The organism is Streptomyces sp. ISL-99, from assembly GCF_018614005.1.
Lineage (GTDB): Bacteria > Actinomycetota > Actinomycetes > Streptomycetales > Streptomycetaceae > Streptomyces > Streptomyces flavidovirens.
Map to the genome: position 1 here is coordinate 39,230 of NZ_JAGGPC010000012.1, position 22,202 is coordinate 61,431.

Consider the following 22,202-nt stretch of genomic DNA (forward strand, 5'->3'; position numbering starts at 1 on the left):
GGTCCGGATACCTCGGCAGCCTCCGCGCCACCTCGCGCGGCAGCAGGACACTTGCGTGACCCCAGCTCGCGCCCCCAGGAGGACTCTCGCGTGATACGCAGGGCTTCATGGGACAGCAGACGAGGGCTGACGCCCTGACCGATGTGGCCGGACTGCGGGTCGGGCACGCGCGCGTGCCGGGTGAGCGGGCACTCAGCGGCACCACCGTCGTGCTGGCGCCGGTGGGCGGGGCGGTGGCCGCCGTAGATGTACGGGGCGGTGGCCCGGGCACCCGCGAGACGGACGCCCTCGACCCCCGCAACCTGGTGCAGCGCGTCGACGCCGTCGTCCTGACCGGCGGCAGCGCCTACGGTCTCGACGCCGCGTCCGGGGTGATGGCCTGGCTGGAGGAGCACGGCCGGGGCTTCCGGGTCGGGCCCGACCCGGCGCAGGTGGTGCCGGTCGTCCCGGCCGCGTGCCTCTTCGACCTGGGGCGCGGCGGCGACTGGCGGGCCAGGCCGGACGCCGCGACCGGCCGGGCCGCCGTCGAGGATGCCGCCCGTACGGGCCTCGGGGCGCCCGTGACTCAGGGCGGGGTGGGCGCGGGGACGGGTGCGGTCGCCGGTGCGATGAAGGGCGGGGTGGGGACTGCCTCCGTGGTGCTCGACTCGGGTGTCACGGTGGGGGCGCTCGTCGTCGTCAACGCCGCCGGTTCCGTCGTCGATCCGCTGACGGGTGCCCTCTACGGGGGTTACCTCCAGGGGCGGAGCGAATATCCGGCGGCGCAGGTGCACGCGGCGGCGCAGCGCAGGCTGGCCGACGCGCGGGCAGAGACCGAGCGGCGCTCGGCCGGCTCCGCGGGCCCCCCGCTGAACACCACCCTGGCTGTCGTCGCCACCGACGCGGAGCTGACGCGGGCGCAGGCCCAGAAGCTCGCCGGGACTGCGCATGACGGGCTCGCGCGTGCCGTGCGTCCCGTGCATCTGCTCACCGACGGCGACACTGTCTTCGCGCTGTCCACAGGCGCGAAGCCGCTGCCGGCTACAGACTCGCCGGAGCCCGCGTTCGCCGCGCAGGCGGGGGTTGCCGCCCTCAACGAGGTGCTGGGGGCGGGGGCGGACGCGCTGACCCGTGCGGTGGTGAAAGCCGTGCTCGCGGCGGAGGGGGTCGAGGGGCCCGGTGGCGTTTACCCGGCGTACCGGGACCTCTACTGACGTACCGTCGTGGTGCGTTGGCCAGGGGGTGCGGGAACCTTGCCCGGGCCCCCTTCGTTTTGCTCAACCCCGGCGACGTTGTCAGACCCAGGGGCTACGTTGAGCACTCGGCAAGTAACAAGCGGCGACGGCCTGGAGAAACCCTTGAGCGATCCGTACGAGACAACCGAGGAGCACCTCGAGCGACTCCTGGGGCGCGCACTCAACTCGTTCGACCTGCCCGACGCGACGGTGGAGCGGCTCGAATCGGCGCTGGCACACAGCACGTCTCTGCATTCCTCGCACCACAGTGCGGGGCTGCACCGCGAGACGTTCAAGCACGCCTTCCTGCTGTCCGACGGCAGCTCGCTCATCCTGTGGGAGCTGACGCACAACGCGGGACGCGACGGCACCACGCAGCACGAGCTGTACACGGAGGCGGCCGACGTCCGGCTGGCCGCGTCCAGACTGCCGCGCCCGGGCGGCACCGACGCGTTCGGTGCGTCCGGTGGAGATGCGGACGGGCGGGATCCGGAGGGTGAGGACGCGGGGCTCGACGCCGACCTGGAGATCCTCGCCGCGCTCATGGCCACGGGGCCGTCCCCCACGCCGCGCATCTTCATCCCGGACAACTCCGCCGACCACGCCCGCCGGGTGCTCCGCCGCGCCGAGAACGCCGACCGGCCGGGGCGGGATGCGGCGCTGCGCCTGGGCACCGCCGTCGCCCACCAGATCACCCAGGCCTTCGGGCGCCAGTGCAGCGTGGAGGGCCGGGACGCCGGCTTCACGCTGTACGAGCACGCGTTCCTGCTGCGCGACAGCAGCGAGGTCAGCCTCTGGGAGGTCGAGCACACGGCGACGCCGGACGGCCGTCACATGTGCGAGGTGTACGAGACGGAGCGCGCCGCGCGCGAAGCGATGGAGCTTCGCGCGCGGGTGCGGTGAGCGGGGGTGGCGTTGGCCGGGCGGCGTTGTCGTGCGGTGCGGGTCAGGCGGCTACCGCCACCTTGGGCTGCGTGGCCACCGTCGCGTCGGTCGGCTGCGGTGTTTTGCGCAGGCCCTTGAGGAGTACGACCAGGGCTGTGCTGACCGCCGTACCGGCCAGGATGGCGATCAGGTAGAGCAGCGGGTTGCCGATCAGCGGGACCACGAAGATGCCGCCGTGCGGGGCGCGCAGCGTACACTCGAAGGTCATCGACAGCGCGCCCGTGACCGCGCCGCCCGCCATCGCCGCCGGGATCACGCGGAGCGGGTCGGCCGCGGCGAACGGGATCGCGCCCTCGGTGATGAACGAAGCGCCCAGTACCCAGGCCGCCTTGCCGTTCTCGCGCTCGGCCTTGGTGAAGAGCTTGCCGCGCACGGTGGTGGCCAGCGCCATCGCCAGCGGCGGGACCATGCCTGCGGCCATGACGGCTGCCATGACCTTGAGGCTGCCCTCGTTGGGGTTGGCGAGGCCGCCGACCGCGAAGGCGTACGCCACCTTGTTGAGCGGGCCGCCGAGGTCGAAGCACATCATCAGGCCGAGGATGACGCCGAGGATGATCGCGTTGGCCCCGGAGAGGCTGGACAGCCAGTCGGTGAGCGCGCGCTGGAGCTTCGCGATCGGCTCGCCTACCACCAGGAACATCAGGAAGCCGACGACGATGGACGAGATCAGGGGGATCGCCACTACCGGCATGATGCCGCGGAGGGGGGCGGGCACCTTCAGTTTCTGGATCGCCATCACCACCGCGCCCGCGATGAGACCGGCGACCAGGCCGCCGAGGAAGCCGGCGTTGATGGACACGGCGATCGCGCCGCCCACGAAGCCGGGGACCAGTCCTGGCCGGTCCGCCATTCCGTACGCGATGTAACCGGCCAGCACCGGGACCAGGAAGCCGAAGGCCAGTCCGCCGATCTGGAACATCAGGGCGGCCCAGCTCGTGGTGTCCGTCCAGGCGAAGTGCTCTATTACGGAGGGGGCCTTGTTGATCTCGTAGCCGCCGATGGCGAAGCCGAGGGCTATGAGCAGGCCGCCTGCCGCTACGAACGGGACCATGTAGCTGACGCCGGACATGAGCCACTTGCGGAGCTTGGTCCCATACCCTTCGCCCGGTTCTCCGGTCTCGTCCACCGGTGAGCCCTTCGCTGCCGAAGTGACCTCGCCGCGCTCCGACTTGGCGCGTACCTCGGCTATGAGCTCGGCCGGGCGGTTGATGGCCGCCTTCACGCCTACGTCGACCGTCGGCTTGCCGGCGAAGCGGTGCTTGTCGCGTACGGGGACGTCGTGCGCGAAGATCACGCCGTCCGCTGCGGCGATCACGGCGGGGTCCAGGCGGGTGAAGCCGGCGGAGCCCTGGGTCTCGACGGCCAGTTCGATGCCGTCATCGCTTCCGGCCCGTTCCAGTGCCTCCGCGGCCATGTAGGTGTGTGCGATGCCGGTGGGGCAGGACGTTACGGCGACGATCCTGCACGGTGCGGCGGCGGGCCGGGGCGTGCCTTCGGCGGCGGTGCCCGGGGAAGCGGTGGCTTCGGGGGCGGTGCCCGGGGAAGCGGTGGCTTCGGCGGCGGTGCCCGAGGAAGCGGTGGCTTCGGGGGCGGTGCCGCGCTGGGGCGTCTCCTCGGGTGCCGAACGTTCGGCCACGCCGTCTTCTTCGGGCTCGTTGCGTTCGACACCCTGCGGGGAGCGCCCCACCACGTCCCCTCCCGGCACCTCGGTCTGCGATGCGGGGGCGGGCGTCTCCACCGGCGGGGTGTCGCCGCGGATCAAAGCCGCTGTCGATGCCGGGTCCCCGGCCGCGCGCAGTGCGGCGGTGAAGTCCGCGTCCATCAGGTGGCGGGCCAGGCTCGACAGGATCGTCAGGTGCGCGTCGTCCGCGCCCGCCGGGGCCGCGATGAGGAAGATCAGGTCCGCCGGGCCGTCCGGGGCGCCGAAGTCGACGCCCTGTGCGCTGCGCCCGAAGGCGAGCGTCGGCTCGGTGACGTGTTCGCTGCGGCAGTGCGGGATGCCGATGCCGCCGTCCAGGCCGGTCGGCATCTGCGCCTCGCGCGCCGCGACGTCGGCGAGGAAACCGTCGAGGTCGGTCACGCGGCCGAGCGCCACCATGCGCTCGGCGAGCGAACGCGCCGCCTCTTCCTTCGTGTGGGCGGACAGGTCGAGATCGACCAGGTCCGCGGTGATCATCTGGCTCATCGCGGGTTCCTTCGCTCGCAGTGCGGGGGACGAGGTGTGGGGGCCGGCTCCGTCAGGGCGCGGCTCAGTGGGATGTCCGCGGTCACCGTGACTGCTGACAGGTCCAGATCGGTGGGCGTCGGCATGACGCTGCCGGGGAGCTGCACGGCGGCGGCTCCGTGCGCGACCGCTGAGGCCAGGGCGTCCGGGCCCTCGCCTCCCGCCGCCAGGAAGCCGGCCAGGGAAGCGTCGCCCGCCCCTACGTTGCTGCGGATGACGGTGACCTTCGCGGTGGCGTAGTACGTGCCTTCGTCGCTGATGAGGAGTTGTCCGTCGGCTCCCAGGCTGGCGAGCACCGTGCGTGCTCCGGCGTCCCGCAGTTCCTGCGCCGCCTTCAGCGCGTCGCCGACGGTGGTGAGGGGGCGGCCCACGGCCTCGGCGAGTTCATCGGCGTTGGGCTTCACTACGTCGGGGCGTTCTCGGAGTGCCGCGAGGAGGGACGCACCCGAGGTGTCCAGGGCGATACGGGCGCCCGCCCGGTGGGCGCGGGCCACCAGTTCGGCGTACCACGCGGGGGTGAGTCCTGGCGGGAGGCTGCCGCAGCAGGCGATCCAGCGGGCGTTGGCCGACTGGTCCTGTGCCGTGGTGAGGAGCGACTCGGATTCGGCGGCGGAGAGTTCGGGGCCCGGTGCGTTGATCTTGGTGAGGGTGCCGTCCGGCTCGACGATGGAGATGTTCGAGCGGGTGTGGCCGGTTACGGGCACCGGAGCGACATCGATGCCTTCGGCGTTGAGGAGCTCGGCCACCAGTGCTCCCGGCGCCCCTCCCAGCGGCATGACGGCGATGGTGCGGTGGCCGGCCGCCGCTACCGCGCGCGAGACGTTGACGCCCTTGCCGCCCGGGTCCATCCGGTCGGCGGTGGCGCGCAGCACTTCGCCGCGCTCCAGGGCCGGGACTTCGTACGTCCGGTCCAGGCTGGGGTTGGGGGTGATGGTGAGGATCATGTCGTTCCTAAACACACTGCACTTCGGTGCCGGCTGCCTTGATGGCGGCGGCGTCTTCCGGGCTCAGACCGGTGTCGGTGATGAGCAGGTCTACGTCGGCGAGGTCACCGAAGCGGGCGAAATGCTCCTGCCCGTGCTTGGCGGAGTCGGCCAGCAGCACCACCCGGCGGGCGGCCGCGATGAGCGCGCGCTTCACGGCCGCCTCGGCGAGATCGGGGGTGGTGAGGCCGCTGTCGGGCGAGAAGCCGTTGGTGGCGAGGAACACGACGTCGGCGCGGATCTCGGAGTACGCGCGAAGCGCCCATGCGTCCACTGCGGCGCGCGTACGGTGGCGGACCCTGCCCCCGACCAGGTGCAGGTCGATGCCGGGGTGGTCGGCGAGGCGGGCGGCGACGGGCAGCGCGTGGGTGACGACGGTGAGTCCGCACTCCAGCGGTACGTCCGCTGCCAGGCGCCCGACCGTCGAGCCGGCGTCGAGGATGACGCTGCCGGCGTCCGGCAGCTCGGCGAGGGCGGCCCGTGCGATGCGGTCCTTCTCGTCGGCGGCGGTCGACTCGCGCTCGGCCAGGTCCGGCTCGAAGTCCAGGCGGCCGGCGGGGATCGCTCCGCCGTGCACGCGGCGGAGGAGGCCCGCGCGGTCCAGGGCCTTGAGGTCGCGGCGGACGGTCTCGGCGGTGACCCGGAAGGTGTCGGCCAGGGAGAGCACGTCCACTCGTCCGCTCTCGCGTGCCAGGCGGAGGATTTCTTGCTGGCGCTCCGGTGCGTACATGTGGGATTACATCCGTTCGCTGCCCGAACCTGTGGTTTCACTGGGAGACTACGACCAGTTTTCGGCCATGTAAACAGATTCGGGCAACGAAGCGGACGCGTTCGGGCTCAAGCGCCGACGGCGCCCGTGTCGGTGAGACACGGGCGCCGTCGGGCGACGTACACGTCAGGGGGTGAGCACCGGCTCCTTGGCCGGTGCGGTGTCCAGGTCGGCGACCGCGTCGCCCTCGGCCCCCACCCGCGGCCGGGCCGGCAGCGCGAACATCAGGCAGAAGATGGCCACCAGCACCGCCGTCGTCCACCACAGCGCGTTCTTGAACGCGTCCACGAAGGCCAGGCCCACCGCGGTCGGCGCCAGGCCGTCGTCGATGACGCCGAAGAAGACCACCGACACCAGGCCCAGGCCCAGCGCGTTGCCCATCTGCCCCATCGTGTTGATCAGGCCGGACGCCGAACCCGCGTGCTGGCGCGGCACTTCGGACAGCACCACGTCCGTCAGCGGCGCCACGATCAGGCCCATGCCCAGCCCCATCACCACGAGCGGCAGCGCCATCTGCCAGGAGTGGATGGCCATGCCGTACCGGTCGGCCTCCCAGATGTAGAGCAGCAGTCCGGCCGCCATCGTCAGCGCGCCCGCCTGCAGGACCTTCCGGCCGAAGCGCGGGACGAGTTTCTGTACGGAGATGCCTGCCGCCAGCGACACCGCGATGGAGAACGGGATGCCCGTCGTACCGGCGCGCAGCGCACTCCAGCCCAGGCCGATCTGCATGTAGAGCGTCCAGACCAGGAAGAAGATGCCGAGCGCCACACCGAAGGTCAGCTGCACCGCGATGCCCGCCGCGAAGCTCTTCACCTTGAAGAGGGAGAGCTCGACGAGGGGCGAGCCGTCCTTGCGGGTCTTGTAGCGCTCGTACGCGATGAAGACCGCGAAGACCGCCAGGCTGCCGATCATGGAGAGGTGGCCCCACAGCGGCCAGTCCAGCTCCTCGCCGCGGATGAGCGGGTAGATCAGCATGAGCAGGCCGAGCGTCGCGAGTGCTACGCCGACCAGGTCGAGGCGCAGCGCCTTGGGGGCCTTGGACTCGCTGATGAAACGGATGCCCAGGATCAGGCCCGCGATGCCGACCGGCAGATTGATGAGGAAGATCGGCCGCCATTCCAGGCCGAACAGGTTCCACTCGGTGAGCAGCGCGCCCAGCATCGGGCCCGACACGGCGCCGAGGCCGATGATCGCGCCGAAGAGGCCGAAGACCTTGCCGCGCTCGTGCGCGGGGAAGGTGGCGTGGACGATCGACAGGACCTGCGGCACCATCAGGGCCGCCATCGCGCCCTGGAGGATGCGGGAGGCGACGAGGATGTCCGCGTTGCCGGCGAATCCGCAGAGCGCGGAGGCGAGCGTGAAGCCGCCGATGCCGATCAGGAAGAGCCGCTTGCGGCCGTAGATGTCACCGAGCCTGCCGCCCGTGATCAGCCCGGCGGCGAAGGCCAGGGCGTATCCCGCGGTGATCCACTGGATCGCGCCGAAGGTGGCGCCCAGATCCTGCCGGATGCTGGGGATCGCTATGTTGACGATCGTCACGTCGACGAGGTCCATGAAGGCGGCGGTCATCACGATGGCGAGCGCGAACCAACGGCGGCGATCGGGCGGGGCTGTTGAAGTCATACGAGCGAGACTAGGCGGGATGTAGGACAAGTCATGTCCCACTTGGGCGCCATCCTTGAAACATGACAACCGACACCCCGGCCCGGCTGCTGCAACTGCTCTCGCTCCTCCAGACGCCCCGCGAATGGCCGGGCAGTGAGCTCTCCGAGCGGCTGCGCGTCAGCCGCCGGACGGTGCGGCGCGACATCGACCGGCTGCGTGAGCTCGGCTATCCCGTGCAGGCGACGATGGGCGCGGACGGCGGCTACCGGCTCGTCGCGGGCAAGGCCATGCCGCCGCTGGTGCTCGACGACGAGGAGGCCGTCGCCATCGCCGTGGGGCTGCGGGCGGGGGCCGGGCACGCGGTCGAGGGGATCGAGGAGGCGTCCGTACGGGCGCTGGCGAAGCTGGAGCAGGTGTTGCCGTCCAGGCTGCGCCGGCAGGTGTCGACGCTCCAGGCCGCCACCATCCCGCTGACCAGCGGCGACGGCGCGACCATCGACCCGCACACTCTCACCGTGATGGCGGGTGCGGCCACCGGGCAGGAACGGCTGCGTTTCGGTTATCGCTCGGGGGACGGGACCGAGAGCAAGCGTCTGGTGGAGCCGCACCGGCTGGTCAGCACGGGACGGCGCTGGTATCTCGTCGCGTACGACCTGGACCGGGAAGCCTGGCGTACGTTCCGCGTGGACCGGGTCAGCGAGCCGTTCGCCACGGGGGCGCGCTTCACGCCCCGGGGGCTGCCGAGCGGGAACGCCGCCGAGTTCATCCGGCAGTCCCTCAACCGCTTCCAGTCGCAGTACCGGGTGGTGGCGACGTTCGACGCGCCCGCCGAGTTCGTGGCGGCCCGGCTGCCGGGCTCGCTCGGGACACCGGAGCCGGTGGAGGGCGACGGGAGCCGCTGCCGGATCGATGTCACCTCCACCGACTCGATGGAGTGGCTGGGCATCCGGCTCGCCCTGGTGGACTGCGAGTTCACGGTGTCGGAGCCGCCGGAGCTCGTCGGCTTCCTGGCTGAGCTCGGCGGCCGGATCAGCCGCGCGACCACCGGCCGGGAGCAGTAGCAGCCGGGAGCAGTAGCAGCCGGGAGCAATAGCAGGGGGGCGCAAGAGCAGCGGGGAGCCCCGGCGCCGGGGGGAATGCGCCGGGGCTCGGCCCGGGAGGGACACGTAACTCGTCCGGAGCGCTTACGCCGCCGATTCGAAGCCCGTGTCGTGCGCCAGACGCTTCAGCTCCAGCAGAGCGTGCTTCTCGATCTGCCTGATCCGCTCGCGCGTCAGCCCGTGCTGCTTGCCGACCTCGGTCAGCGTCCGCTCGCGGCCGTCCTCGATGCCGTACCTCATGCGGATGATCGAGGCCGTGCGCTCGTCGAGATGACCTATGAGGCTCTCCAGCTCCTCGCTGCGCAGCAGCGAGAGCACCGACTGCTCGGGCGAGACCGCCGAGGTGTCCTCCAGCAGGTCTCCGAACTGCGTCTCGCCGGCGTCGTCGACCGGCATGTTGAGCGAGACGGGGTCGCGCGCCCAGTCCAGGACGTCGCTGATGCGCTGCGGCTTGGCTTCCAGCTCGGCCGCGATCTCCTCGTGCTCGGGATCGCGCCCGTGCATGCGGTTGAACTCGCGCTGCACGCGCCGGATGCGGCCCAGCTCCTCCACGAGGTGGACGGGGAGCCGGATGGTGCGGGACTGGTCGGCTATGGACCGGGTGATGGCCTGCCGAATCCACCAGGTCGCGTACGTCGAGAACTTGAAGCCCTTGGTGTAGTCGAACTTCTCGACCGCGCGCACCAGGCCCGCGTTCCCCTCCTGGATCAGGTCGAGCAGGGGCAGGCCACTGCGCGGATAGCGGCGCGCGACAGCGACGACAAGGCGGAGGTTGGAGCGGATGAAGAGGTCCTTGGCGCGCTCACCCTGGGCGACCAGCGCTTCCAGCTCCTCGCGGGAAGCTCCGTCCGCCCCGTTCTCCTCCGGCGAGGCGACGGCTGATGTCACTTCCTTGTCGAGGATCTGCTGCGCGTACACGCCCGCCTCGATGGTCTGTGAGAGGTCGACTTCCTTGGCGGCGTCGAGCAGCGGCGTCCGTGCGATTTCGTCGAGGTACATGCCGACCAGGTCACGGTCGGCGATCTCCCCGCCTGCGGCGCGAACGCTGCGTACCCCGCCGGATCCGCCGGTGGCGGTCTGACGACGGGCGACGGCACGGGTTGCCATGCGTGCTCCCTTGCGTAAGTAGGTCGCGATTGGTTGGCTGCCGGGCTCCCTACGAGTGCCCCGCCTCCGATGGAAACAACGACCGGAATCCGGACAGAATTCCCATGGAGTGCATGCAATTTCGTGATCTTGCAGTACCCTGTCGGCCGCCGAGGGGAGACGCATGCCGCAGCCGTACGCAGAGGTGCAGGTCAGGCCGGGCACCGAGGCCGACCTCGCCGACCTCACGGACCTCTACAACCACTACGTCCGTGAGACGGCGATCACATTCGACACCACCGTCTTCACGACCGAGCAGCGCCGCCCGTGGCTCCGCTCTCACCCCGAAGACGGCCCGCACCGCCTTCTGGTTGCTCGCGATGTCCGTTCCGACCGCATTCTGGGTTATGCGACGAGCGGCCCGTTCCGCGCGAAGGCGGCCTACGCCACCTCGGTCGAGGTCAGCGTGTACTGCGCTCCCGACGTCGGGGGTCTTGGCATCGGCACGCTCCTTTACAAGGCCCTCTTCGAGGCCCTGGAGGGCGAGGACGTACACCGGGCGTACGCCGGTATCGCCCAGCCCAACGAAGCCTCCGCCCGTCTGCATACCCGCTTCGGCTTCCGCCATGTCGGTACGTACCGGGAGGTCGGCCGGAAGTTCGGCCGCTACTGGGACGTGGCCTGGTACGAGAAGGAGCTGGGCGCCGCGTAAGCCCCATCACGGCCCCCGTCGGCTGCACCGAACTCGTCCTGGACTCCCCCCAGTTCCAGCAGACGGACTGGGCCTCAGTCTCAGCCTCAGCCTCAGCCGAACTGCACCGACCGCTTCGCCAGCCCCATCCAGAAGCCGTCGATCACCTTGCGCTGAGTCCCCAGCTCGCCCTCCGCCGCGCCCAGCGTCACGAACAGCGGCGCGAAGTGCTCCGTGCGCGGGTGGGCGAGCCGGCCGGCCGGGGACTTGTGCTCGAAGTCGAGCAGCGCGTCCACGTCCGCCGCCGCCAGCGCCTCGCGCCCCCACGCGTCGAACTCCGCCGACCAGCCGGGCACTCCCCCGCCCTGGTGCCGCAGAGCGGCCAGGTTGTGGGTGAAGAAGCCGCTGCCGACGATCAGTACACCTTCGTCCCGCAGGGGCGCGAGCTTGCGCCCGACGTCCATCAGCCGCCGCGGGTCGAGGGTGGGCATGGAGATCTGGAGTACGGGGATGTCGGCCGCCGGGAACATCTCGACGAGCGGCACGTACGCCCCGTGGTCGAGCCCGCGGTCCGGGAAGTCCTGGACGGGCGCGCCGGCGCCGCGCAGCAACTTCCGTACGGATTCGGCCAGTCCGGGAGCGCCGGGCGCGGCGTACTCCACGCGGTAGTAGTGCTCGGGGAAGCCCCAGAAGTCGTGGACGAGCGGCACCGTCCGTGTCGCGCCGAGCGCGAGCGGGGCCTCCTCCCAGTGGGCGGAGACCATCAGGATCGCCCGGGGCCGCGGCAGCTCGGCGGACCAGGCGGCGAGCTGGCCGGGCCAGACGGGGTCGTCGGCCAGCGGTGGGGCGCCGTGGCTCAGGTAGAGGGCGGGCATACGCTCCATGACCGAACCTTCCTTGAAGTTTCAAGCTCTGCTCGATACGACCCTAACCACATCTAGTTTAACTTTCAAGAAGTGGGTCGTAGAGTGGTGAGCATGACGACGGCACCCCGCTGGCTCAGCGAACAGGAACAGCGCACGTGGCGCGCCTACCTCCAGGCAACCACGCTTCTGGAGGACCACCTCGACCGCCAGCTCCAGCGCGACGCGGGGATGCCGCACGTCTACTACGGCCTGCTCGTACAGCTCTCCCAGGCGCCGCAGCGGCGGCTGAGGATGACCGAGCTCGCCCGCACCGCGAAGATCACCCGCTCCCGGCTCTCGCACGCCATCGCCCGCCTGGAGCGCAACGGCTGGGTGCGCCGCGAGGACTGCCCGTCCGACCGGCGCGGGCAGAACGCCGTACTGACGGACGAGGGGTACGCGGTCCTGAAGCAGACCGCGCCCGGCCATGTCGCCACGGTCCGCCAGGCGATGTTCGACCGGCTCACGCCCGAGCAGGTGCGGCAGCTCGGCGAGATCATGCAGGTCATGGCCGAAGGACTCCAGCCGAAGGACACACAAGCGGACCTGCCCTGGCTCCGCTGAGGCGGCGCCAGGGCAGGCCGGTTCTTCTGCACCCGAAGGTCACCGAAGGTCACCGAAGGTCACCGAAGGTCACGAAGGCCGGTGAAGGTGACCGGAGGTCAGTGCGCGATGACGGGGATCTTCACCTCGTCCTCGGCTTCCGCGTCCGCACCCCCGCCGGCGATCGTCGTCGTACCGGGACGGCCGGTGTTGATCAGCGTCAGCGCGATCGTCGCGGAGACGGCCAGGATGCCGACCGCCCACCAGATGGCGCTCGCGTAGCCGTGCACCATCGCCTGCGCCTGGAGCAGCTGCTCGTTGGTGGCGCCGGCGGCGTGCGAGGCGATGTACGCCGTGGTGGCGCTGGCGGCGATGGTGTTCAGCAGCGCCGTACCGATCGCGCCGCCCACCTGCTGCGAGGTGTTGACCATCGCCGAGGCCACGCCCGCGTCACGCGGCTCGATGCCGTGCGTCGCCAGCGACATGGCCGGCATGAACGCCGTACCCATGCCCAGACCCAGCAGCAGCTGCGCGGGCAGGATGAGTCCGGCGTACGACGAACCGATCTCCAGCTGCGTCAGCAGCAGCATGCCGAGCGCCGCGACGAGGAAGCCGGGGCCCATCAGCAGGCGCGGCGGGACCCGCGTCATGAGGCGGGCGCCGATCTGGGTCGAGCCCGTGATCATGCCCGCGATCATCGGCAGGAAGGCGAAGCCGGTCATGACGGGCGAGTAGCCCTTCACGATCTGGAGGTAGTAGGTCAGGAAGAGGAAGAGACCGAACATCGCGATGACGGCGAGGCCGAGCGAGGCGTAGACACCGCCGCGGTTGCGCTCCATCAGCACGCGCAGCGGCAGCAGCGGCGACTTGACCTTCGACTCGACGACCACGAAGGCGGCCAGCAGCACGGCCGAGGCGATGAACAGGCCGATCGTCGCACCCGCCGCCCAGCCGTCCGACTCGGCGCGCGTGAAGCCGTACACCAGCGCGACCAGACCCAGCGTGGAGAGCACGACGCCCGGGATGTCGAGCGGCGAGCGGTTGCGGCCGCCGGCGGGCTCGCGGATCACGAAGTACGCGCCCGCGGCGGCGACGATCGCGAAGGGGATGTTGACGAAGAAGGTCCAGCGCCAGTTCAGGTACTCGGTGAGGAAGCCGCCCAGGATCAGGCCGACCGCGCCACCGCCACCCGCTATCGCGCCGAAGATGCCGAAGGCCTTGGCCCGCTCCCGTACGTCGGTGAACGTCACCGCGAGCAGCGAGAGCGCGGCCGGGGCGAGCAGCGCGCCGAAAGCACCCTGGAGGGCACGCGAGCCCAGCATCATCGCCTCGTTGGTGGCGGCGCCGCCGAGCGCGGAGGCGGCGGCGAAGCCGAGCAGGCCGACGACGAAGGTGCGCTTGCGGCCCCACAGGTCGGCGATGCGGCCGCCGAAGAGCAGCAGGCCGCCGAAGGCCAGGGCGTACGCCGTGATGACCCACTGGCGGTTGGCGTCCGAGATCCCCAGGTCCTGCTGGGCCGACGGCAGCGCGATGTTCACGATCGTCGCGTCGAGCACGACCATCAGCTGGGCGAGGGCGATGAACACCAGCGCTTTCCAGCGGTTGGGATCAGGGAGGACGGTGTCGGGCGTTTTTGGCATGGGGGTATCCACCTAAGGGTGCGAAGAGGCGAAAAGGTACGTAATTACGTGGGCAGGGGGCGGGAGTCGGGAGTCGGGAGTCAGGAGAGCGTCACGACTCCCGGCGCAGGTCCTCCAAGGTCGCGGGAGAACCGGGGAGAACGGAGCGCGCCGGTGCCTCCAGGCCGTCGAGGAAAAGTTGCAGGTGGCGGTGTACGAACTGGTCGAAGTTCACGCAGGCGCTGCCGGGCAGCGGCCGGGTGAGCTGGGAGAGCGCCACCATCAGATCGCCGACGGCCACGTCGTCGCGGAGCCGCCCGGCCTGCCGGGCGCGCGTCATGAGGCGGTCGACGGCCTCTTCGAGGCGCCCGCGCTCGGCCAGGAGTTCCGGGTGGTCCTTGTCGAAGCCGCCGGAGAGCATCGGGCACAGCGCGCCGATGCGCTCGTCGGCGGCCGCGTGGACGAAGCGGCGCAGCGCGTCGAACGCGTCGGCCTCTTCGGCGGTCGCCGCTTCCGCCTGGTCCGTGGTGCGGGACATGACGGAGACGACGACGTGGTGGATCAGCTCGTCGCGGTCGGGGAAGTGGCGGTACAGCGTCGCGTTGCCGACGCCCGCACGGCGGGCGATCTCGTCGAGCGGCACCTCGGGGCCGAACTCGACGAACATCTCGCGCGCGGCCGCGACGATCCGCTCCCGGTTGCGCACGGCGTCGGCACGCGGGCGCGTCGTCCGCGTCGTCCGGCCCCGCGCGGTTTCGGTGCGCTGCGCGGTTTCGGTGCGGGTGTCGGTTTCGGTGACCACGGCGCTCCCTCTCGTACGTAATCGAGGACCGAACCGAACCGGGGACCGAGTCCCCGCTTCGGCGAACACAGGCGTAAACGGGGAGACCGTCCCCGGTTATTTCCCGAAGTCGCACTTGTGACCCGGATCACTTCCGCGCCCGGAAATTCCCACGATCGGGCCACCCAGCGGGCGCCCGGACGGCCCCCGGCACAGGGTGATCGAACGAGAGCAGTCAGGGACGGCCGGCTGCCGCGGACCCGAAGGCGAATCTATGCAGCAGACCCGCCCCCGGATACGCAAGCCCCGCCACATAGTGAGCGTGGCCGCCCTCACCGGCCTCGCCTTCACCTCCCTGACCTCCGCTGATTCCCCGCTGGCCGACGGGTCCAAGGCGTCGGCCGGACCGGTGGCCGCCGCCGACCAGGCGGTTTCGGTGGCCGACGAAGCCGCCCTCAAGCCGTGCAGGATCTCGGGCACCATGGGCGTACAGATGTCGGAAGGACTGCCGACGCCGCCCGGATTCGCCCGCTCCACGGGCGACGTACGCGCCCTCACCCTCATGATCGACTTCTCGGACGCGCCGGGGAAGGGCCCGGCGCGCGACCGGTTCGAGGAGTTCTTCCCGCAGACGACGAAGTGGTTCGCGACCGGCTCGTACGGGCGGCTGCGCTACCGGCCCGTCACGCCGTTCACCGACTGGGTGCGGATGCCGATGCCCTTCGCGGCGTACGGGATAGACCGCGGCTCACCGTACGAACCCGGCTACCGCAGTCTCGTCCAGGACATCATCGCGGAGACCGACGACCGGGTGAACTACCGCGCGTACGACCTGGTCAACGTCCTGGTGACGCCCAATGCCGGCCCCTCGGCCCTGGACACCGTCCTGTCCGTCACCTTCTCCGGCAACGACGACGCGCCGCGCGCCGACGGTGTCCCGCTCGCCAACACGTCGTTCGTCTACAGCCGCCAGGACGACGGGTCCGGCTCGTACGGCGAGACCGGCTACCGGGTGCTGCCGCACGAGAACGGCCACGTCTTCGGGCTGCCGGACCTCTACACCGTGGACGGCGGGGGCGCGGTCGGGCACTGGGACATCATGTCGGAGGACTGGGGCGCCAACAACGACCTGCTGGGCTGGCACAAGTGGAAGCTGGGCTGGCTCGACAGCGATCAGATCCGCTGCGCGTCCGCGCCCGGGACCAGTGAGCACATCCTGGCGCCGCTCGCCGCGCGGGGCGGGGGCGACGGCAGGGCGAAGCTGGTGTTCGTACCCCTGACCGAGAAGACGGGATACGCGGTCGAGGTACGCACCCGGGCGGGCAACGACGAGGCCGTCTGCAAGCCGGGCGTCCTGATCTACCGGGTCGACGCCGACGTCGACACGGGCAACGGCCCGGTGACCGTCGCCGACAGTGAGCGCGACAGCGGGGGCTGCACGCGGCGGCCCAATGTGCACGCGGAGCTGTCGGACGCGCCGTTCGGGGAGGGCGAGACGTTCAAGGACCGGCAGTACGGGGTGCGGATCTCGGTGACGGACGAGGACGAGCGCGGCAACTTCCGGGTGCGCGTCACCCGCCGCTGACGAGGAGGCCCGCGGTGGTGCGCAGCTCCCTCTTGAGGACCTTCCCGGTGGCGTTGCGGGGCAGCGGTTCGTCCCGTACGAGCACATGGGCGGGCACCTTGAACGCGGCGAGGTGCTTGCCGACATGTGCGCGCAGCTCGTCCGCACCGGCCGTGGCTCCCGGCCGCACCTGCACGACGGCGGCGACTTCCTCCCCCAGGACGGGGTGCGGGACGCCGAGCACGGCGGCGTCGAGCACGTCCGGATGATCGTGCAGCACGCTCTCCACTTCGACGCAGTACACGTTCTCGCCGCCGCGGATGACCATGTCCTTGATGCGGTCGACGATGCTGACGCGGCCGTCGCGCACGGTCGCGAGGTCCCCGGTCCTGAACCAGCCGCCGTCGGCGAATGCCTGTGAGGTCGCCTCGGGGTCGTTCCAGTACCCCCTGATGAGCGACTGCCCGCGCAGCCACAGCTCACCGACCTCACCCTCGGGGAGCGCCTGCCCCTGCGGCCCGGCGATGCGCACTTCCATGCCGGGTGCGGGCCGGCCGACACTGCCCGGATACGCGCGGTACGCCGCCCCGAAGTTGGCCAGGACTCCGCCGCTGGTCTCGGTGAGCCCGTAGCCGTTGCGCGGCTCGATGCGCTCGCCGTACCGGGCGGTGAGCCGCCCGACGAGCTCGGCGGGCGCGGCGGCCCCGCCGGTGTTGAGCATGGTGAGGCTCGCCAGCTCGTCCCCGGCCGCTTCGGCGGCGTCAAGCAACTGGAGGGCGGTGGCCGGGACACCGGCGTAGTGCGTGACGTGGTGCTCGCGAATCAGCGCGAGCGCCTGCGCGGCGTCCCACTTGCGCATGAGGACGAGGGTGCCGCCGGCCGCCATGACGGAGTACAGGGCGGTGAAGGCGGCGACATGGAAGAAGGGGAACGTCATGAGCGATACGGGGGCGGGCCCCTGCCCCGGAACCTGCCCGCGCCCGAGCGCGGAGAGCGCGGCGTGGAACCGGGGGTGGGTGGCGGCGCCGACCTGGGCGAGGTGGGTGGCGACGGCACCCTTGGGCCGCCCGGTGGTGCCGGACGTATAGATAATCGTCGCGTCGTCCTCGCCCCGTACGTCGACATCGGGCGGCCCGAGGAGCGGATCGGCCACCCGAATCCCTTCGTACGCCTCACCCCACTCCCCACCGCCCCCGTGAAACACAACAACCCGTGGCCGCCCCGGCTGCCCCTCCTGCCACCCCTCCCCCTGCGCACCCCACTGTCCCGCGAGCCACGCCTCAACCCTCGGCAACCGCTCCCCATCTACAAGCACGACGCGCGGCGCACAGTCGTCGAGCGCGTGCGCGAACTCAGCCTCGGTCCACCAGGCATTCAGCGGCACGGCGACGAGCCCGGCCAACTGGGCACCCCAGAAGGCGACTTGCCACTCAGGGTGATTACGCATGGCAATAACGGCGCGATCGCCGGGAACGAGCCCGTACTCCCCGACGAACCGCCGAGCCAGAGCCGAGGCGGCGGCAAAGAACTCGCCGTACGTATAAGCCCCGCTCTCCGCGACGAGAAAGACCTGATCCCCGTACGCCCAGACCGCCTCGACGAACTCCCGCAGCGTCCGCGGCCCACCGGCGTACAACGGGCTCCCGTCCTCCGCACGCACGACTTCGAAGGGCGCCCCGGGGGCGGTCAGCGCGGCTTCGGCGGCGCGCAACGGATCACTGTTCGGCACGGAAGAACCTCTCTAAGCGCTTGCTCAGCCCCCCGGACGCTACGCCCGCCCCCACTCCCGGTCAAGGTCGATGCATCCCCCACCTTTCCCCCGCCACCCCGACGCCACCACACCGCAGAACCCATTCCCACACCGGCCCCCCGACCCGGTACGCTAACCCTCGGCCCACACCACCGGGCCACGCCTCCGTAGCTCAGGGGATAGAGCACCGCTCTCCTAAAGCGGGTGTCGCAGGTTCGAATCCTGCCGGGGGCACAACGCGTTACCGCTCTGACCTGGGGTTTATCCCCCAGGGAGGCGCTCTAGTCGGCCTCGGACTCCTCGTCCGGGGCCGTTTGCGTGAGCGGTGCGTCAGCGGACGGAGAGTTGATCTCCGAAATACCGCCCAACGGATCAGCATCATCCGGCACGGACTCCGGGTCGGGCTTCTCCGCGTCGTCAGGCTCGGACTCCGCTTCGAGAGCGGTGTTCTCGGAGGTGGCACGGGCTCGCGGTACGAGCCGGGCTGCGGCCTCGGCGATCGCCAGGTCCGCTTCGGGGAGCAGGCTCGTGTACGTGTCGGCCGTGATGGTGATCGAGGAGTGGCCGAGCATCTCCTGGATGTCCTTCAGGCCGGCACCGGCCGCGTGAGCCAGGGTCGCGGCACCGTGACGGAGGTCGTGGAGCCGGATCGGCGGAAGACCGATTTCCTCGTACAGCTCGATGAACCGCCGTGTGACGTTGGCGGGGTGGAGCAGTTCTCCGTTCTCGCGGGTGAAAACCCTTCCGGTCTCCACCCAGCCGCGCTCTCCCACTCCTCGCGGTCCTTGTCCTGCTGGGCGCGGTGCCGCTTGAGGGCCTGGACCGTGTCGGAGTCGAGGGCGATGGTGCGCGCTCCGGCGTCGGTCTTGGGATCGTCCTCGTACACCTCCCAGCCGTTCACCACGAGTTGCTTGGCGACCGTGAGGAGCCCGGCGTCCAGGTGCGTGTCGGTCCACCTCTGACCGCATGCCTCACCTCGCCGCAGTCCACGGAAGGCGACCAGGTGGAACAGCACGTACAGGCGGTCCTCGGCGACATGGTCGAGGAAGCGGCCCGTGTGCTCCGGTGTCCAGACCATCACCGGTGAGGGCTTCTCGCCGGTGCGCTTCCAGTGGAGGATGCGCTCCTCGGTCCACACCAGCGCCTTGGGGCGCCTGCCCGCGTCCAACTCGACATGGGCGGCCGGGTTGAAGGTGATCAACTGCTGGGCGATCGCGGCGTTCAAAGCGGCCCGCAGTGTGGAGCGAACGCGTTGGCGCGTGGCCGGACCGACGATGCGGCGGTAGGGATCCATCTCCGCGATGGCCGCTTTCATCGCTTTACGACGCGCACGGGGCTCCCGTCCCTTCCAGGGAATCTGTGCGAGATCCTCAAACGCCTTGCGTCGTGCGGCGTTCCCCTCGGCGATCTCGACATTGGCCTCGGCTATGGCCTCGAACATCTCCGACAGGTGGGTGACCCGAAGGCGGTCCAGCCGTAGGTGTCCGATGCGCGGCTGGAGGTGGACACGAATGTTGCTCTCGTCGCGGCTGATCGCGCTCTGCCGCCCCCTCTTGCCCGCCAGCCAGATATCCAGCCACTCGCCGACCGTGAGACGGCTGGTGAGGTCCAAGCCATGGCTGAGCCGTCGGCGTGTCGACTCGATGTCGTAGTAGAGGGAATCGCCAGGGTAGTTCGGGACACATACAACTCGGGGCGGCGATCTGGAAGGCTCATCGCGGAATCTCGGGAACCGTTCTGAATTCAGGATCATCTTGCTCCCAGGTGGCAGCTGGCCGCCCTCAGGCTGGCAGAGCAGCAGCTCGCCGTCACCTGGCGGGTGGCCCGAGTCTCTTGGGAGCCAGGTAGGCGGGCGGCCGGCGCAACGTTGCTGCGCTAACGGGCGGACTCACGTTCAGGCGGGTGGAATGCGTGAGCGGACTGGGGTACCCCTGCATTGCTTCACCGTCCATCCGGAGGGTGGGCGCTTGCGCGTGGCCTGTCGGACAAGAACCGCGAGCGCCTTGCCAAGTACGTCCACGACATCAACGCGGGCAAACGTCCACAATGCAACCGCTCTCTGACCGGTCGGCCCGCCCAGACCATAACCGATCAGAGATGGCGGAAATCGGTCATCAGTAGACCCCGAAGGTAACCATCCGAGCAATCCAGCATCATTCGTTATCATCTTTCCTTTGGTTTCAGCACTGTGAATATTGTTCCGCCCCATGGGAAAGATGGTTCATCCGCTCGCCTGGTCGTTGCGTACGAGTTCAACGCCCAAGATGTCGGGCTCGGTGTCGGGGTGGGAAAGCCAGCTGCGCAACTTGATCAGCGATCTGCGCAAATCGGCCGATGGCCGGGCTCAGGACTCCACGCTTCCCGTGGAGGACCGATCTCCCAGTCGCATACTGTCGGATCTCGCCCGAGCAGGAGTGCTGAGCAGGGTAGAAGACCGTTTCCTGCCAACCGCGTCAGCTCTACAGTGGCTGGAGAGCGGTGATCCGTGCGATCTGATCGGCATCTTCCACCGGCATGTCCGGTTTATCGGAGAACTGATGGGAGCACTGGCCGAGCAGCCTGCAACACACCAAGAGTTGGTGGACACTGCACGACGCTTCGGACTCCCCTGGGACTCACCTGGTCCTGTCCGCGATCGTACGAACTGGTTGCGGGCCCTCGGTTTGGCCGACCTGTTCGACGGACAGGTACATCTGACCGCAACGGGGCAGCAAATCCGTCCTCTCCTCGTCCCTGGCACTCAGGAGATCGACGACGAGCCGGGCAACCTACCGACACCCCCACCAGCCGTGGCCAGGCTGCTCAAGCGGCTCGATCAGCAAGGATTGCGAGACCGCCCCCACGCTGCAGCACTGTACGTGCCGGGACAGCAGGACAACGATGGTCGGCTGGAGGCGCTGCGACTCCTCACGGAGGCAGCCATTCCCTCGATCACCGACGATGCGTTCACCGCACTGCTCCAAGAGGCGTTCCCAGGCATCAAGACCGCGTCGAGTGCAAAGAGTGCCCGGGAAGCAGCCAAAGCACTGGGCCTGATCCGACGCGATTCGTCCACCAGCTGGACCGCCACCGAGGCGGGCGCCGCTTGGGTGGTCAGCAACGAGCCCCTCGACCTGGTCAGAATCATTCAAGGCCACGTCCTCTACTTCACGGAGATCCTTCACGAACTCGATACCGTGACCACTTCGACCGCCGCTGGCCTCGCCGATCGGGCACTTGCGTATACGCCCCCCGGCGGTCGCCGACTGCACGCCACCGCAATCAAGGCCCGTCTGGACCTGCTGTTGGCCTGCGGCCTGGTGGCCAAGCCTTCGTCTACCACGTATCGCGTCACGGCTCTGGGCCGCGCCATTCTGGCGGCAATCCCGTACATGTCCCCGCTGGACCCAGCGGTGCCCCCAGAGCCCGACACCGCCATTGCGCCCGAGCCGAAAGCAGCTTCTGCGCAAGGTGAAGCGCTTGCTGTGGAAGTGGAGTCGGCAGCATACGAAAGTTCGTCTCCCGAGCGCCTGGAGCGGGCAGTCATCGCGGCCCTCGCCTACCTCGGCATGCCGGGCCATCACATCGGCGGTCAGGAAAACGCCGATGGCGTCGTCCGTATTGGAGTGGGCGTGTACCGTCGCGTCGTCACCGTCGAAGCCAAGACGTCCGCCAAGGGACGCGTCGTCTATCAGTCCCTCTCACGTCTTCCGGTCCATCGTGCCAAGGTCGGTGCCGACCTCACCCTGCTCGTCGGACCTGGCTTCGATCCCCGGCTGCAGCAAGAAGCCGACGATGAACCCTCAATCGCCCTTGTCTATACCGGCACTCTGGCCGAAGCCGTCCGGACGCAGGCGCTCGCCCCTCTCACTCCCGCGTCTCTTCACCCGCTCATCGACCCCGCTTTGCCAGCCGACCAGCGCGACGACCTGCTTCGCCAAGCTCGGCGTGATCAACTGCGTCACGCTCAGCTTGAACGTGTTCTGCTCGACATCCTCCTCATCGAGGCTGATGACCCGCTGCACGAAGGTGCATGGCTGGAAGTAACCGACCTCAGGCGTGAACTTCGTACTCGCGGAGAGCGCGTGGACGCGGACGAGGTGACGAGCGCACTCGCCTTTCTGGCATCAGCACATCTCGCGGTCGTGGAGAGGTCAAACCGCGGATACCGAGCAATCGCCTCCGCGCACACTGCGCTTCAGCGACTGGAAGGGTTGGGACGCCAGTGGCTCCATCTGGGTGCCACACCAACGCAGGGCTGAGCAGTCGGGGAGTTGCAGCCGCGTTGAATGTGCCCACGTGATCTTTTCCGCCTTCACTGGTCCCACTGGGCGGAGCCGCCTGGACAATTCGCCCCGACTGTCTGACCGAGCTGCCATGTCAATCCCCTCGTTTCGTGGAGACCTTCCTATTGATCCGAAACAGTAGGTGTTCTGGGTCGTTG

16 protein-coding genes, 1 tRNA gene and 1 pseudogene are annotated in these 22,202 nt (G+C 69.8%); 8 read left to right on the forward strand and 10 right to left on the reverse strand.

Going from position 1 to position 22,202, the window contains the following annotated elements:
- Positions 1 to 107 precede the first annotated feature (107 nt).
- On the forward strand, positions 108 to 1,193 hold the full coding sequence (locus tag J7E91_RS07185; RefSeq protein WP_214900056.1) for a P1 family peptidase: 1,086 nt from the start codon (positions 108 to 110) through the stop codon (positions 1,191 to 1,193).
- Positions 1,194 to 1,337: 144 nt separating this feature from the next.
- A complete protein-coding gene (locus J7E91_RS07190; protein WP_214900057.1) occupies positions 1,338 to 2,117 on the forward strand; it encodes a DUF6227 family protein in 780 nt (259 codons plus the stop codon).
- A 43-nt stretch (positions 2,118 to 2,160) separates the two neighbouring features.
- On the opposite strand, the gene J7E91_RS07195 is transcribed toward J7E91_RS07190, so the two are convergent.
- The 4 genes from J7E91_RS07195 to J7E91_RS07210 all read right to left on the reverse strand — a co-directional run bounded on the left by J7E91_RS07195 (position 2,161) and on the right by J7E91_RS07210 (position 7,758).
- A complete protein-coding gene (locus tag J7E91_RS07195; protein WP_214900059.1) occupies positions 2,161 to 4,344 on the reverse strand; it encodes a fructose-specific PTS transporter subunit EIIC in 2,184 nt (727 codons plus the stop codon).
- Positions 4,341 to 5,327, reverse strand: coding sequence for a 1-phosphofructokinase (pfkB, locus tag J7E91_RS07200; RefSeq protein ID WP_214900061.1), 987 nt, complete (start codon positions 5,325 to 5,327; stop codon positions 4,341 to 4,343). Before pfkB ends, J7E91_RS07195 begins: the two co-directional genes overlap by 4 nt.
- 7 nt (positions 5,328 to 5,334) lie before the next feature.
- Complete coding sequence (locus tag J7E91_RS07205; RefSeq protein ID WP_214900063.1) at positions 5,335 to 6,096, reverse strand: DeoR/GlpR family DNA-binding transcription regulator; 762 nt, start codon at positions 6,094 to 6,096, stop codon at positions 5,335 to 5,337.
- Positions 6,097 to 6,261: 165 nt separating this feature from the next.
- The gene (locus J7E91_RS07210; protein WP_214900064.1) at positions 6,262 to 7,758 is read right to left on the reverse strand and encodes an MFS transporter; all 1,497 of its coding nucleotides are present in this window, start codon (positions 7,756 to 7,758) and stop codon (positions 6,262 to 6,264) included.
- Between the two features lie 62 nt (positions 7,759 to 7,820).
- Here J7E91_RS07210 and J7E91_RS07215 point away from each other — a divergent pair, with 62 nt between their 5' ends.
- Positions 7,821 to 8,801 carry a YafY family protein gene (locus J7E91_RS07215; RefSeq protein WP_214900065.1) on the forward strand — a complete coding sequence of 327 codons (981 nt, stop codon included), beginning with the start codon at positions 7,821 to 7,823 and terminating at the stop codon, positions 8,799 to 8,801.
- 123 nt (positions 8,802 to 8,924) lie between these two features.
- Here the strand turns inward: J7E91_RS07215 and J7E91_RS07220 are convergent, their stop codons facing one another.
- On the reverse strand, positions 8,925 to 9,947 hold the full coding sequence (locus tag J7E91_RS07220; RefSeq protein ID WP_214900066.1) for an RNA polymerase sigma factor RpoD/SigA: 1,023 nt from the start codon (positions 9,945 to 9,947) through the stop codon (positions 8,925 to 8,927).
- Between the two features lie 163 nt (positions 9,948 to 10,110).
- On the opposite strand from J7E91_RS07220, the gene J7E91_RS07225 reads away from it, so the two are divergent.
- Positions 10,111 to 10,638, forward strand: a complete 528-nt coding sequence (locus J7E91_RS07225; protein ID WP_214900067.1) for a GNAT family N-acetyltransferase — start codon at positions 10,111 to 10,113, stop codon at positions 10,636 to 10,638.
- 92 nt (positions 10,639 to 10,730) lie between these two features.
- Here J7E91_RS07225 and J7E91_RS07230 read toward each other — a convergent pair whose 3' ends face one another.
- Positions 10,731 to 11,492: a class III extradiol ring-cleavage dioxygenase gene (locus J7E91_RS07230; protein WP_214900416.1), complete on the reverse strand. Its 762-nt coding sequence runs from the start codon at positions 11,490 to 11,492 to the stop codon at positions 10,731 to 10,733.
- Between the two features lie 102 nt (positions 11,493 to 11,594).
- On the opposite strand from J7E91_RS07230, the gene J7E91_RS07235 reads away from it, so the two are divergent.
- A complete protein-coding gene (locus J7E91_RS07235) occupies positions 11,595 to 12,086 on the forward strand; it encodes a MarR family winged helix-turn-helix transcriptional regulator (protein WP_214900068.1) in 492 nt (163 codons plus the stop codon).
- Between the two features lie 98 nt (positions 12,087 to 12,184).
- Here the strand turns inward: J7E91_RS07235 and J7E91_RS07240 are convergent, their stop codons facing one another.
- Both J7E91_RS07240 and J7E91_RS07245 read right to left on the reverse strand, forming a co-directional pair.
- Positions 12,185 to 13,705 (reverse strand): MFS transporter, encoded by a 1,521-nt coding sequence (locus tag J7E91_RS07240; RefSeq protein ID WP_214900069.1) that lies wholly within the window; start codon positions 13,703 to 13,705, stop codon positions 12,185 to 12,187.
- A gap of 91 nt (positions 13,706 to 13,796) precedes the next feature.
- Complete coding sequence (locus J7E91_RS07245; RefSeq protein WP_214900070.1) at positions 13,797 to 14,486, reverse strand: TetR/AcrR family transcriptional regulator; 690 nt, start codon at positions 14,484 to 14,486, stop codon at positions 13,797 to 13,799.
- Between the two features lie 253 nt (positions 14,487 to 14,739).
- Between J7E91_RS07245 and J7E91_RS07250 the strand changes: the two genes are divergently transcribed.
- Entirely contained in the window at positions 14,740 to 16,050 is a 1,311-nt protein-coding gene (locus J7E91_RS07250) for a M6 family metalloprotease domain-containing protein (RefSeq protein ID WP_214900071.1), read from the forward strand.
- Here J7E91_RS07250 and J7E91_RS07255 read toward each other — a convergent pair.
- Positions 16,037 to 17,758, reverse strand: a complete 1,722-nt coding sequence (locus J7E91_RS07255; RefSeq protein WP_214900072.1) for a class I adenylate-forming enzyme family protein — start codon at positions 17,756 to 17,758, stop codon at positions 16,037 to 16,039. The two genes, J7E91_RS07250 and J7E91_RS07255, sit on opposite strands and share 14 nt — an antisense overlap.
- 182 nt (positions 17,759 to 17,940) lie before the next feature.
- Between J7E91_RS07255 and J7E91_RS07260 the strand changes: the two genes are divergently transcribed.
- Positions 17,941 to 18,013: transfer RNA gene (locus tag J7E91_RS07260), tRNA-Arg, on the forward strand.
- 47 nt (positions 18,014 to 18,060) lie between these two features.
- On the opposite strand, the pseudogene xerC reads toward J7E91_RS07260, so the two are convergent.
- A pseudogene (gene xerC, locus J7E91_RS35720) lies at positions 18,061 to 19,427 on the reverse strand (tyrosine recombinase XerC); the annotation flags it as partial.
- 559 nt (positions 19,428 to 19,986) lie between these two features.
- On the opposite strand from xerC, the gene J7E91_RS07270 reads away from it, so the two are divergent.
- Complete coding sequence (locus tag J7E91_RS07270; protein ID WP_214900074.1) at positions 19,987 to 22,020, forward strand: hypothetical protein; 2,034 nt, start codon at positions 19,987 to 19,989, stop codon at positions 22,018 to 22,020.
- Positions 22,021 to 22,202: the final 182 nt, after the last annotated feature.